This window comes from Acidiluteibacter sp., from assembly GCF_055129545.1.
Window position 1 is genome coordinate 66,741 of sequence record NZ_JBSRUB010000006.1, and the last position, 12,568, is coordinate 79,308.

The 12,568-nt window shown below is 35.5% G+C and carries 14 protein-coding genes; 5 read left to right on the forward strand and 9 right to left on the reverse strand.

What is annotated here, in order from left to right; all coding sequences use genetic code 11:
• Positions 1-58 precede the first annotated feature (58 nt).
• From ACTB0X_RS02250 to queG, 3 genes are read left to right on the forward strand one after another with little or no spacing between them, the layout of a single operon-like run.
• Positions 59-694 (forward strand): hypothetical protein, encoded by a 636-nt coding sequence (locus ACTB0X_RS02250; RefSeq protein ID WP_463023354.1) that lies wholly within the window; start codon positions 59-61, stop codon positions 692-694.
• A gap of 7 nt (positions 695-701) precedes the next feature.
• Complete coding sequence (gene ruvB, locus ACTB0X_RS02255) at positions 702-1,733, forward strand: Holliday junction branch migration DNA helicase RuvB (protein WP_463023355.1); 1,032 nt, start codon at positions 702-704, stop codon at positions 1,731-1,733.
• The gene (gene queG / locus ACTB0X_RS02260) at positions 1,726-2,670 is read left to right on the forward strand and encodes a tRNA epoxyqueuosine(34) reductase QueG (protein WP_463023356.1); all 945 of its coding nucleotides are present in this window, start codon (positions 1,726-1,728) and stop codon (positions 2,668-2,670) included. Before ruvB ends, queG begins: the two co-directional genes overlap by 8 nt.
• Here queG and ACTB0X_RS02265 read toward each other — a convergent pair.
• From ACTB0X_RS02265 to trpS, 9 genes are all read right to left on the reverse strand, one after another.
• The gene (locus tag ACTB0X_RS02265) at positions 2,645-2,830 is read right to left on the reverse strand and encodes a hypothetical protein (protein ID WP_463023357.1); all 186 of its coding nucleotides are present in this window, start codon (positions 2,828-2,830) and stop codon (positions 2,645-2,647) included. The genes queG and ACTB0X_RS02265 overlap by 26 nt on opposite strands.
• Positions 2,831-2,929: 99 nt before the next feature.
• The gene (locus tag ACTB0X_RS02270; RefSeq protein ID WP_463023358.1) at positions 2,930-3,490 is read right to left on the reverse strand and encodes a UbiX family flavin prenyltransferase; all 561 of its coding nucleotides are present in this window, start codon (positions 3,488-3,490) and stop codon (positions 2,930-2,932) included.
• 1 nt (position 3,491) lies between these two features.
• Positions 3,492-4,148 (reverse strand): outer membrane beta-barrel protein, encoded by a 657-nt coding sequence (locus ACTB0X_RS02275; protein ID WP_463023359.1) that lies wholly within the window; start codon positions 4,146-4,148, stop codon positions 3,492-3,494.
• A gap of 35 nt (positions 4,149-4,183) precedes the next feature.
• Entirely contained in the window at positions 4,184-5,095 is a 912-nt protein-coding gene (locus ACTB0X_RS02280; protein WP_463023360.1) for an Omp28-related outer membrane protein, read from the reverse strand.
• Between the two features lie 15 nt (positions 5,096-5,110).
• Positions 5,111-6,007 (reverse strand): Omp28-related outer membrane protein, encoded by an 897-nt coding sequence (locus ACTB0X_RS02285; RefSeq protein ID WP_463023361.1) that lies wholly within the window; start codon positions 6,005-6,007, stop codon positions 5,111-5,113.
• Between the two features lie 12 nt (positions 6,008-6,019).
• Positions 6,020-7,672: a DUF6029 family protein gene (locus ACTB0X_RS02290; RefSeq protein WP_463023362.1), complete on the reverse strand. Its 1,653-nt coding sequence runs from the start codon at positions 7,670-7,672 to the stop codon at positions 6,020-6,022.
• A gap of 59 nt (positions 7,673-7,731) precedes the next feature.
• On the reverse strand, positions 7,732-8,241 hold the full coding sequence (locus ACTB0X_RS02295) for a TlpA family protein disulfide reductase (RefSeq protein ID WP_463023363.1): 510 nt from the start codon (positions 8,239-8,241) through the stop codon (positions 7,732-7,734).
• An 84-nt stretch (positions 8,242-8,325) separates the two neighbouring features.
• Positions 8,326-10,413, reverse strand: coding sequence for a T9SS type A sorting domain-containing protein (locus ACTB0X_RS02300; RefSeq protein WP_463023364.1), 2,088 nt, complete (start codon positions 10,411-10,413; stop codon positions 8,326-8,328).
• A 91-nt stretch (positions 10,414-10,504) separates the two neighbouring features.
• Positions 10,505-11,482, reverse strand: a complete 978-nt coding sequence (gene trpS / locus ACTB0X_RS02305; protein ID WP_463023365.1) for a tryptophan--tRNA ligase — start codon at positions 11,480-11,482, stop codon at positions 10,505-10,507.
• Here trpS and ACTB0X_RS02310 point away from each other — a divergent pair.
• Together ACTB0X_RS02310 and gatC are read left to right on the forward strand one after the other, a co-directional pair.
• Positions 11,481-12,254, forward strand: coding sequence for a lysophospholipid acyltransferase family protein (locus ACTB0X_RS02310; protein ID WP_463023366.1), 774 nt, complete (start codon positions 11,481-11,483; stop codon positions 12,252-12,254). The genes trpS and ACTB0X_RS02310 overlap by 2 nt on opposite strands.
• Positions 12,255-12,256: 2 nt before the next feature.
• Positions 12,257-12,550, forward strand: coding sequence for an Asp-tRNA(Asn)/Glu-tRNA(Gln) amidotransferase subunit GatC (gene gatC / locus ACTB0X_RS02315; RefSeq protein ID WP_463023367.1), 294 nt, complete (start codon positions 12,257-12,259; stop codon positions 12,548-12,550).
• The last annotated feature ends 18 nt before the right edge of the window (positions 12,551-12,568 follow it).

Consider the following 12,568-nt stretch of genomic DNA (forward strand, 5'->3'; position numbering starts at 1 on the left):
TATAAATATTCAATGTCCTTAACTTAGTTAAGGACATTTTTTTATTAATTTCATCTGCTTGAAGAAGTTATTCGCATTATATACCGCTTTATTTTTCGGTCAATTCGGTATTGCTCAATCATTTGAGAAAGACATACGTGATGCCTTGAAAAGCAAGCCCATTTTAGATTTAAGATTGGACTCACGTCATTCCTTTATCAATCAATCAGGTGTTAGTGTATTTGGAATTAAAGGAGGCATTGAGTTTGATCGAAAACTTCGCTTTGGTTTAGGTTTCAATATACTTTCCACTGAATTAAATTCTACAATTACTTATGTGGAAAGTGGGTTGATAAAATCAAGTGATAATGCTCGTTTGGTTTTTTATCATATCTCTCCTTATTTAGAATATGTTTTTTATAGAGACGAACGTTGGGAAATAAGTATTCCAGTTCAATTTGGATTTGGTAATTCATATTATACGTTAGCAACAGAAAATGGACGAATTAATCGAAATAGACAATTTATTCTGTCTTACGAACCCGCAATTACTGCTCAGTATAAAATATTGAAGTATTTTGGACCCGGATTCGGTGTAGGGTATCGCTTAATGATTATTGACAATAAAGCAATTAAGGAATCCTTCAATTCCCCAGTTTATATATTTAGATTTAAGATCTTTTTTGGCGAAATTTATAGAGATTTAAAAAAGTGAATCAAACATGTTAGAAGACCTTGACCCAAATATAGAACCTACAAGCAGCATCGAAAAAGATTTCGAAAGAGTTTTACGTCCAATCACGTTGGAGGACTTTGCTGGTCAAAAGGTAGTGACTGATAATTTACGCGTTTTTGTAGAAGCAACATTACAGCGTGGAGAAGCATTAGATCATGTTCTACTTCATGGTCCTCCTGGATTAGGGAAAACTACTTTGGCCAATATCATTGCCAACGAACTCAATGTTTCCATCAGGATTACATCTGGTCCCGTGTTGGAAAAGCCTGCAGATTTAGCTGGGCTTTTAACAAATTTAGAGGAAGGTGATGTTTTATTTATTGATGAAATACATCGGTTAAGTCCTGTCGTGGAAGAATACCTTTATTCCGCCATGGAGGATTATAAAATTGATATTTTAATCGATTCTGGCCCAAATGCTAGAACTGTTCAAATAAAATTGAATCCTTTTACATTAATTGGTGCCACTACTCGTGCAGGACTTCTAACGGCTCCTTTGCGTGCTCGATTTGGAATTAATTCTAGGTTGGAATATTACGATAAAGAGTTGCTTTCAACAATCGTGAAACGTTCATCTGAAATTTTGAATATTTCAATTACTGATGATGCTGCTATTGAGATTGCAGGTAGAAGTAGAGGGACACCTCGAATTGTAAATGCTCTTTTAAGAAGAGTTAGAGATTTTGCTCAAATCAAAGGCAATGGTAAAATCGATATCACCATTACTAATGTGGCTTTGTCTGCTTTAAACGTAGATAAATATGGATTGGATGAAATGGACAATAGAATCCTTTCTAATATCATAGATAAATTTAAAGGAGGTCCCGTGGGATTAACTACCATAGCCACTGCTGTGGGTGAACAAGCAGGGACAATTGAAGAAGTTTACGAGCCATTTTTAATTAAAGAAGGATTCATCATGCGAACTCCTCGTGGTAGAGAAGTAACAGAGAAGGCATATAAACACCTTGGACGCATTAATCATCGCAATACAGGAACTTTATTCGGAAATGAATAATAAGGCCAAGAATACTACTATTGTAAAGCGTATCGCAAAGGAATTGAAATTTGACTTTGTTGGTATTTCCAAAGCAGAAAAATTAGTTGAAGAAGAAGAGCACTTGAGCAATTGGCTGAAAAAAGGCCATCATGGTCAAATGGATTATATGGCCAACCATTTTGAAAAACGCATTGATCCGACTAAATTGGTTGAAGGTTCAAGGTCTGTGGTTACTTTGATGTACAATTACAATACAAATTTAGCACAAAAAGACCCCAATGCTCCAAAGATTTCTAGTTATGCCTATGGAACCGACTACCATTTTATCATTAAAGATAAACTGAAGGAGTTTTTATATCGAATACAAGAGGAAATAGGTCAGGTAGAAGGTCGAGTATTTGTAGATTCGGCACCTGTACTTGAGCGAGCTTGGGCTCAAAAGTCAGGATTAGGATGGATTGGCAAGAACAGTTTATTGATTAATAAAACGCGTGGTTCTTTTTACTTTTTAGCGGAGTTAATCTTGGACCTGGAACTTGAGCCTGATGGGCCAATAAAAGATTACTGTGGTACATGCACGAAATGCATTGATGCTTGTCCTACTGATGCTATAGTTAACGATAGAATAGTGGACGGTAGTAAATGTATTTCTTACCTCACAATTGAATTAAAAGAAGAAATTATTCCAAAAGAGTTTAAGGATAAAATGGACAACTGGATGTTTGGCTGTGATGTTTGTCAAGATGTATGTCCTTGGAATCGATTTGGAGTGGAAAATAAGGAACCCCTGTTCCAACCGTCTGAGAAATTATTAGAAATGTCTGCAGAAGACTGGATTGAATTGGATGAAAAAGTGTTTCAGGTTATTTTTAAAAATTCACCGGTGAAACGAACCAAGTTTAATGGATTAAAAAGAAATATTCAATTTCTTAAGCCATCTCAAAAACATCCATAATAGTATCTCTATACATATGTCCGAATGTGGTCAGACACCATGCTTGAAGCATAACGTATTCTTCCCTTTTGAGCCATTTTTTTGCTTTTAGCAATTCTTTTCTAAATAGCACTCTGTCAAAACTTACTTTCAAGAGCACTTTCTTACTAAACTCGTACATAATATTGACTTATTTTGAAGCATCAAATTACAAAAAATAACAGTACGATAAAAGTTAAAATTACCTATAGTTTTTAACGGTCAATTGTTGGTGATTTGTTCATTCACTCCAGCGATATGATTCTGATTGAAAGCCGGCTAGGTCGATTACTCTATCTACAACTGTAGCGGCTACGTCAGCTATGGTTTTTGGCTTGCTATAATAGGAAGGAACTGCAGGACAAATGATGCCTCCAGCTTCAGTAATGGATTTCATATTATTAATATGAATCAAACTTAAAGGCGTATCTCTTGCCACTAATATTAACTTTCTTCTTTCTTTTAAGATGACATCAGCTGATCGAGTGATTAAATCATCAGAAAACCCATTTGCAATACGACCTAAAGTTCCCATTGAACAAGGTATAATAATCATGGTGTTGTATTTTGCTGATCCAGAGGCAAAAGGCGCCATGAAGTCGGTTTTTTCGTAAAAGTCGAATGGATAGTCTTTATAGGATTCGTTTTCCAATTCCCACAGCCACACATCTTTTGCATTTTTAGACATAACTATTCCAACTTTCTCTATTTGGTCAGATAACGTTTTTAGCTTATCTAATAATAGTTTGGCATAAATAGAACCAGAAGCACCTGTAATAGCTATGATTACTTTTCTTTTCAATTTAATTTCCTCCAAACTTATAATTCATTGTAAAGCTTATGTAAGTATTATACATCCCTGTATCAAATCTCTTTAATGGACTTTGTCCCGGTAATTGCTGAATTATGGCATCTTTAGAATCAAAATCTCTAACTGGAATAATAGAATTACTAAATCGCCAGCTCATTATAATTTCTTCTGTGAAATTAAAGGCAATACCCGCTGAGAAACCAAGGTCAAAATCTTTGAATTGATTGCTTCCTTCTGGAATAATGATGTTGCTGTTAACTTCATCTTCTATGTGTTGACTAATTAAGGTGCTGAAGTAGGGTCCAACTTCAAAAGTAAAATCTTTATAATCGTATAAATACAATAAAGGAATCTCAATATAATTTAATCGCAATAAGAAAAAGTCAACATCACCTTGGTCAGTTTTTGGATTTCTTCTACTTCCTTTTTGAGTATAAGTAATTTCAAACTGCAAGTGACTTCTATCTTTCAAATTTAATCGTGCGAAACCACCGGCAATAATACCTGCTTTGTTAAATCCTGAATAGCCATCACCGCTAACTTGCGATGCTGCTACTCCTGCTTTTATACCCGCATCAAATGTTTGGGAATAACCAACAAAGCACCAAAGAAAAAAAAGAGGGAAAAGGATGTGTTGGACTTTTTTCATACAGAATTAATAAACCTAAAATAGATCAAATTGTTTTAGCGAACTGATGTTTGATTCGCTTGAATAATTTCTTTAGTGTCGTTATCAGCTATAAAAACAATCGCTTTTAAGTTGTTGCTATCCCAGTGAGCTTCTTTCCGAATCACATATTCTTTGTGGTATACCTCTCCTAAGATTGCAGGTTGTGCTGTTGAACCCCAAACGCCATTCAATACCCTTCTTAAAACATACTTATGGTCATAAAATTCTGTAAATGTACCTTTGACATCCTGCCAACCAATAATGTGATTCTCTATGAGATAAACTTGTAAATTTTGAGATTCTTCGATAACCTCTTTAAATTCATAATCAATAATGATTCTTATAAATTCTTCACTTTCAGCATACCATACATCTAAATCAATAGTAGCCTTCATTGGTTTATCCTTTAAGTTTTCAACCTCATCTTTCCATTTGGCTTGATTTTCAGCTTCTGGAGTGATTCGACTTACAATTCCTCGTGGATAGGATAAAAGTGGATTGAATGTATTTAAATATATTTCCCCTTTCGCTTTTTCTTCTCCTTCTTCTATCGGAACTGTTAAATCTAAGAAAAACGGTTTTGAGGAGTCACTTTGAAATTGAGCAAAATTACCTGAGTGTATTGAAACTGGAATGACTTGTTCTCCATAATCCGCATCTAACTTGGCTAATTCTTTAGATCCATCTGGACAAAACTTACATCGATGACCAGTAAACTCCTCAATGACCATATTTCTTTTGGTTGTAGGAATCCCTTCCACTTTTGTCCAATTAATATTAGCTAAGTCTTCAAAAGTGATACCTAATGAAGGGTCGATGACTACTGTAGAACCGTCATCTAACAATACCGGATATGGATCTTCTATTTTGTCACAACCGAAGAAAGTTATTGCAATGATTGGAAGTATATAAATTAACTTTTTCATAGTTCTTATTTTTATTTATTTCAATGATGCTTGAGTCGCTTGAATAATTTCTTTGGTGTCTCTGATTGCTAAGAAGGCAACAATCTTTACATTATTACTGTTCCAGTGAGGTGCTTTTTTAAAAACATATTCTTTGCGATACTTCTCATTCAAATTTAATGAACTTAATTGCACTCCCCAAGTTCCATTTAACGCTCTCCTTAGAACATAATTGTGTTGGTAAAATTCTTTATGAGTGCCATTGTCATTTTGCCACCCTATTATATCATTTTCAATGATATAAACTTGAAGAGTATAGTTACTGGATGATATATCACTAAATGTATAATCAATCAATAAGTGAATTAAGCCTTCTTGTTGAGCGTACTTTACTTCTAAATCCATGGTAGCCTTCATTGGGTTATTTTTGGCACCATCAATTACACTTTGCCATTTAGTTGGATTTTCAGCCTCCTGAGTAATGCGACTTACAATTCCTCGCGGGTAGCTTTTACCCGGATTAAAAGTATTTAGATAAATTTCTCCTTTAGATTCAGTTTCTCCTGCTTCTATCGGAATATTTAAATCTAAGAAAAATTTCTTCGAGGAGTCACTTTGAAAAATTGCAAAATTTCCTGCATGAATAGAGACAGGTATAACTTGACTACCATAGATAGAATCCAATCGTTTTAACTCTCTATGACCAATTGGACAGAATGCGCATAGAGCGCCTGTAAACTCCTCAATCACTAAATTACGTTGAGCAGTAGGCGCTGCTTTTACACTTGTCCAGTTGTATTGAGATAAAGTATCCGGTTCATTAACAACAGTTGTATCTTCTATAACTGGTATCGTTGGAACCACTTTTTCATCTTCTTTTTTACATCCAAAAAAGAGCAGAGTGACTAAAGAAAGAAATAGAATATTCTTCATAGTATTAATTGGTTAAAAACTACTAGTAATTGATAAATACAGTCCATTCGCTGCTGGTACTTCTCTACAAACTCCACCCACACAGAAGATACCTGCTCGCTGTCTTCCGTATGCTATAGTAATCCTATTTCCTTGATTGTTATATCCTGCTGATACGTTATAATAATGTTCTTCGGCACCTTTAGGATTGTTATAATTAAATTGATCTAATACAGCAACAAACCAATGCGGTGAATAAGAATACTCAATCAAAGCAGTAGCCCAGCTTCCTTGATCTTGTTTCGTACCTAAATACTGACCTTCCATTCGCAGGGAATTCCTCATGTTTAATTTATAGGTAACCTCAGCTACTCCTACGTGAGCTGTTATCATCGGAACACCTGTTTTGCCTTGCACTACTTTTTGATTAAACAAAATATTAGCATACGTTAATTTCATTTTTAGATTTTTATTCAATTTCTTACTCAACTGAATGTTTAAATCTCTAAATAAGCGATCACCAGTTTCAAAATAGTTGGAGGTATAAAATTCTCTATTGTCGTCAGTTGCAGGATCCAAAGAGTCTCTATGAATATCATATGCAAATGCTGCATTTAGTTGAAGTCCTGTGCCGTATTTACCTCCAAGTAAACTCCCTTTTGCAAAAGTGTAAATAATATCTCCTTGAAAAGCTGTTTCACCATTTGGTTGTGTGGCGTAAGGATAAAGTGTCGCAAGTAGGTTGTAGGTATGTTGTTTTGTTAATGAAGGCTGGTAATTGATGAATAAGTCTTGTCCACTGGCGTCACGATCACTTCTAAAGCTAAAATTGTCAACACGCTTAGCTGATAATGATACTCCTAAACCTTTTTGAGAATAGGAAGCTTGCACAAATGCGGCATATCCATTTTTGTAATTATAGCCATTTTCAATGTTTGGGTCATTGTATTTAAATGCATACTCAGCATTCAAACTTACCTTCCCTCGACTGATAATAGTTCTCCCAGCAAATGAAGCTACATTTTCTGGTAAGATTAAATCTGGTTTGTTGTCTTCTTGGTACTTACTCACTACGCTACCCCCAATGATTACATTTGTCTTTTTCTCACTTAGTTTAGTGAAGGTTTCATTTAAATTTATGGTGGCATTAAAACCACGCACAATTCCATCTCCTTTATCAAAAAACAGACGTTGCTGCCCAATTAATCCGGTCAATTCTATTCCTTTTTTAATGGTGTATTTTACACGAACTCCATCAATCGAATTGTCATAGCCCAATCCTCTTGCTTCATATGCTCTGAGCACTAGTCCATTTCCAAATTGTTCGTAGAAATTTCCTACTGTTACAGACAGGTTGTCTTTATTAATAGAAGCGAATCGATATCCAATCCCATTCCCTTTGTATCCTGTTGGAAAACCCAGCATTGCATTTTGATAGGATTCATATCTAATTCCTGCAGTAACTATCCCGTTGGTATATATCAAATTGAGGAATCCATTGGTCAATATCTTTTCATCTGGTTGAACCGCACCGATGGCTGAATCTTCTTGGTAGTATTGAGCATCAACTTGAAAGTTACCGATGATTTTTCCTTGACTTAAAATATCTTTTACCTCTTGTGCTTGGATAGTAGAGCAGAATATCAGTGCAAAAGCACAGAATAGTTTTATTTTAATTGAGTTCAATGGTGGGAAATATTAAAATGAAAAGCTTGTAGTAAGACTACTACAAGCTTTAGAATAAATTATTTAGAAATTGTTTCTCCTTTGGATAGCTTTTTAACCAAATCGTATAGTTCGTATTCATCTCCTTCTGAATAAGAGTTGTGCTGCCATACAATATTTCCTTTGCCATCTAATAAAAAGGTGTGAGGTACATTGTTTACACCCATTGCTCTTTTTAAATCTCCGTTTGGATCGATGTAAACATCATATTCCCAACTTTGACCATTTACATAAGGAGCTACCTTGCCCATGTTTCTGGCATCGTCAATGGATATGGCTACTAGTTTAACACCAGTTTCTTCAACCCAATCTTCATACATGTCTGAAATGTTATTCAACTCTCTTTTACAAGGGCTGCACCATGTTGCCCAGAAATTAACAATTACTGGTTTCCCATCATTACTGATTTCAGAAGTATTGAATGTTTCAAACTCCATCGTTTTTACGTCGATTGAAGGCAATTTGCCTTGAGCTACTACAATTGTTTGTAATCCAAAAACAATTAAAAATCCGACTAGTATTTTTTTCATATAAATGATTTTAAAAAATCAATCAGCACCCCATTCCCAAAGGGAATGAAAGTGCTGATTAAGTTTACAAAGTAGAACGAATAATTACTTTATTACGTTTACTTTTTGTGTTGATACTTTATTTCCCGCATTGATTTTTACAAAATAGATGCCAGAATTAAAATCAGATAAATTCATGTTCAATTTTTGTGCTCCTGAAACTAGTGTTCCAAAGTTTTGAACTGAAACTGACTTACCTAAAAGATCCAATACTTCAATGGTTACATTTTCTGATTGCTCCAATTCGAAGTTTACATTTAAGTTTCCTGAAGTTGGGTTAGGATGAATTCCTAATTTAGAAATAGCTAAATCATTTTCTTCAACGCCTACTACCAATTGATCATATTTAATATGACTTACATTTAGAATCTCTCTAGCATTTTCGCCAGTAGATGCATCATAGTAGTTCATAAATACAACAAACTCCATTTTTGATTTATCCCATGCTGGGTTCAATGTTAATGAATATGTTCTTGCAATGTTAGTATTGATAACTGGTGCACTAGTTATGAATGTAGCATCTCCCCAAGTTCCTGTAGGTACGTCTCTAACAACATGTCTGTGTGGATATCCTATGATTGGGTTTCCTGCATTACCATAAGGGTGATTTTGTCCTTGATATGCGTTAACTTGGTTGTATCCTGAACCTGTTCCAACAACGCTATCCTCAACTACGAAAATAGTCAAATTAGCATCTTGCCAGTTTGGTAAGAAATCTTTAAACTGAACATCTATATTTAGATCGATATTATTTGTACCAGTTACATTTCCACCCAAAACAATGTCAATAGGAGTTAAGGCAATTTTCTGAGTATTTACATTTGCTTGCCAAACACTTCTACTGTGTCCAACTCTGGTTTCACCTGGAAATATTTTACGATCAATACAAGCTGTAGGAGCTCCAGTAGTAAATGCAGCTGCATAAGCTTGATGTGCTGGAATAGTCATAGCATCTGTTCCAAAACCTGCATGAATTCCTACTGCGATTACTTCTGGGGTTGATGCTAATATTTGACCTACTACTACTTCACCATCTGGGCAAAATTGACAAACTGCTGTAGTAAATTCTTCTAAAAGTACTTTTTTAGTTCCTGAACCACCTGAGTTAACAGTTACCGCTTTTTTAATTGTATCGTTGTAATTTCTTGCATCAGCAGATGCCTCTACCCAAAATACAAAGTCTTTATTTCCCGGAGTAGCTGCATTATAGGCTTGTGTTAAAGTAAAAGTTCCTACTGTTCCTGCAGCAATCGAATTAGTGAAACTCTGAGAAACTGCTGCTGCTCCATTTACGCTATACTTAATGCTATAAGCAGTTAAAGCAGCTGAACCACTGTTTACAATTTTACCAGAAATTGTAGTGTTTGATCCGTTTGCTAAAATTGCTGGCATAGAAACTTCAGCTAATTCAGCTTCTGTTACAGGCTGTGTTCCATAACCAAACTCATAATAAGTGTTGTCATCTGGAGTGTCTGCAGAACCACCGTTTAAGTTAACACCTGCAACATTTGGAGAGGCTGCTAATGAAGTAGCAGTAGTGCCATCAACTTGAACACCTACCGTTAAAGAAAGTGGAGTGTTGTAATTTCTCATGTCAACCACGAACAAACGATCTGTAGTTTCTTCCATCATAATTCCCCAGTATGCCCAACCTGTTCCACCTGCTGCAGAATAAGAAGAGAACATAATCCAGTGTTGTCTATGTGGAGCTGTTCCAAATGTTTTAGAAATAATGGCGTCATTTCCACCATTTCCATTCATACCCCAAGCCATTACTGACTTGTCAGGAATTAAAGCAGAAGGAATTGCAACGTTTGCTTCTGGTGGAGCTGCTACTGTTGAAGCTACATCAAAGGTCAAAACACCTGTTGTAGATACTTTATAGTTGGTTACAGCTGCATTGTTAAATTTAAATGCAAATGGTAATGTTTGACTTGCTGACCATACAGGAGATGGTGAAGTAGACTGAACTACTACCCAACCTTGAGGAACCAATACTCCTGAAGTTTGTTCTACGTCTGTATTTAAACCTAGTGGGTTTCTGTTTACGCTAATGTAACTTTGTTGGTAATACTGGCTGTATCCCATTGAAGCTGTTAGCAATAATGCACATGCGGTAATTATTTTTTTCATAATGTTAATTAGATTAGTTTAAGTGTATGCACCAAATTTAACAAAAAACAACAATCAAATAACATTAATTACGTACGCATAACAAATCTATTTAATATCCGAGTTTAATTCTTACTCTTTGAAGCACTTCTGAAGCGGTTTTTTTTGCTTTTATCGCACCTTGAGCTAGTTTTTCTTCAATGATGGAAGGATTCTCCATCAACTTCCAGTAGTTTTCTCTTTCGTTCTGAAATTTTTCAATAATTAATTCAAACAACGCTTGCTTGGCATGACCGTAACCGTAATTGCCTCCTTCATAATTGCCTTTCATTTCAGCAGTTTGGTTTTCATTGGCTAGTAATTCATACAATGCAAATACATTGCATGTAGTCGGATCTTTCGGAGCTTCCAATGGAGTGCTATCAGTTTCTATACTCATGATTACTTTTCGCAGCTTTTTGTCAGGTAAAAATACATTGATGAAATTATTATATGACTTACTCATCTTCCGACCATCTGTTCCGGGGATGGTCATTACGCGTTCATCAATTTTTGCTTCAGGCAAAATCAGCGTTTCACCCACTTGGTGATTGAAAGCTCCTGCAATGTCTCTCGTCATTTCTAAATGCTGTTGCTGATCTTTTCCTACTGGGACAAATTCAGCATCGTATAAAAGGATGTCAGCTGCCATTAATACAGGATAGTTAAATAATCCTGCATTCACATCAGACAATTGCTCGGACTTGTCTTTAAAAGAATGTGCATTGGCCAACATCGGATATGGCGTAAAGCAACTTAAATACCAAGTCAATTCACATACCTCAGGAATGTCAGACTGACGGTAGAATACATTATTATCCGTGTCAAAACCAAAAGCAAGCCATGCTGCAGCTACTGCATGTACATTCATTTTTCGAATGTTAGCATCTTTCACAGTGGTTAATGAATGCAAATCGGCTATAAAAAAATAAGCCTCGTTTTTTGGATCTTTGGATAGTTCAACGCCTGGGATAATAGCACCTAATATATTGCCTAAATGAATCTCTCCTGTTGCTCCTGAACTTTGTATTCCTGTTAGTATTCTTGCCATGGTTCAAAAATACCAATTTGTTGCTACTTTTGCACTCATGAAGCTAGTTTATGCGCTCTTATCTTCCCTTTGGAAATTCTACTTTTTTATAGTCATTTTATTGAGCATTTTAGTGCTTTACCCTTTTTTGTGGTTGTTTTTGACCAATGAAAAACTGTTTAGAAAAGGTTTTCACTTAATAAGGTATCAAGCGAAAGCTATTTTATTTCTAGTCGGAGTGAGGTGTCGATTAGAGCAACCTGAAAAATTGCCTGCTCCTCCCTATATTATTTGCCCCAATCACACTTCCTATTTAGATATATTGGTTTTGTACGCCACCTGCAGTGAGTTTTTTGTATTTCTAGGAAAAAAAGAATTGGGGTCGGTTCCATTGTTTAATATCTATTTCAAGCAATTAAATTTGTTGGTAGACCGATCAAATCCCAAAATGAGTAAAGTAGCATTAGAAGATTGTGCCAATCGATTAAAGAGCGGATGCAATGTGGTTATTTTTCCTGAGGGAACTATTTCTTCCAGAGCTCCTCAAATGCGGCCTTTTAAGAATGGTGCATTTAAATTGGCCATAGAATCAGGAGTTCCGATTATACCTGTGACAATGTGCAACAATTATAAAATAGTAAGCGCTCGTCCTAATCAATTTTGGGATAAATCAATTCCAGGAGTGGTCGATATTTTTATTCATGAAGTGGTTTCAACTGACCATCTAAAAGTAGAAGATTGCGTACTTTTGAGCGATCAAATTAATCAAATCATCGCATCAAAATTGCCATAAACATGTCCATAGATAAATCCACTGTTGAACGTATTGCAGAATTGTCAAAATTAAAATTTGAACCTTCTGAACAAGCAGAAATTTTAAACGATATGAATCGGATGTTGGATTTCGTAGAGAAGTTAAGCGAAGTGGATACAGAAGGTGTAGAGCCTTTGGTGTATCTATTGGATGAAAAACCATCAGTAAGGTTGGACAAAGTGGAGCAAACCACCACTCAAGCAGAAGCATTGAAAAATGCACCAGACGCTGATACCGACTACATCAAAGTTCCTAAAGTGATGAAAGGGCGGTAGTATTATTTTTCAATTGAC

Bases quoted from the DNA above. Each gene is read 5' to 3' on its own strand.
- ACTB0X_RS02275 (WP_463023359.1), bottom strand. From the start codon at position 4,148: ATGAAAAAAGTCCAACACATCCTTTTCCCTCTTTTTTTTCTTTGGTGC.
- gatC (WP_463023367.1), top strand. From the start codon at position 12,257: ATGTCCATAGATAAATCCACTGTTGAACGTATTGCAGAATTGTCAAAA.
- ACTB0X_RS02280 (WP_463023360.1), bottom strand. From the start codon at position 5,095: ATGAAAAAGTTAATTTATATACTTCCAATCATTGCAATAACTTTCTTC.
- ruvB (WP_463023355.1), top strand. From the start codon at position 702: ATGTTAGAAGACCTTGACCCAAATATAGAACCTACAAGCAGCATCGAA.
- ACTB0X_RS02285 (WP_463023361.1), bottom strand. From the start codon at position 6,007: ATGAAGAATATTCTATTTCTTTCTTTAGTCACTCTGCTCTTTTTTGGA.
- ACTB0X_RS02295 (WP_463023363.1), bottom strand. From the start codon at position 8,241: ATGAAAAAAATACTAGTCGGATTTTTAATTGTTTTTGGATTACAAACA.
- ACTB0X_RS02300 (WP_463023364.1), bottom strand. From the start codon at position 10,413: ATGAAAAAAATAATTACCGCATGTGCATTATTGCTAACAGCTTCAATG.
- queG (WP_463023356.1), top strand. From the start codon at position 1,726: ATGAATAATAAGGCCAAGAATACTACTATTGTAAAGCGTATCGCAAAG.
- ACTB0X_RS02265 (WP_463023357.1), bottom strand. From the start codon at position 2,830: ATGTACGAGTTTAGTAAGAAAGTGCTCTTGAAAGTAAGTTTTGACAGA.
- trpS (WP_463023365.1), bottom strand. From the start codon at position 11,482: ATGGCAAGAATACTAACAGGAATACAAAGTTCAGGAGCAACAGGAGAG.
- ACTB0X_RS02310 (WP_463023366.1), top strand. From the start codon at position 11,481: ATGGTTCAAAAATACCAATTTGTTGCTACTTTTGCACTCATGAAGCTA.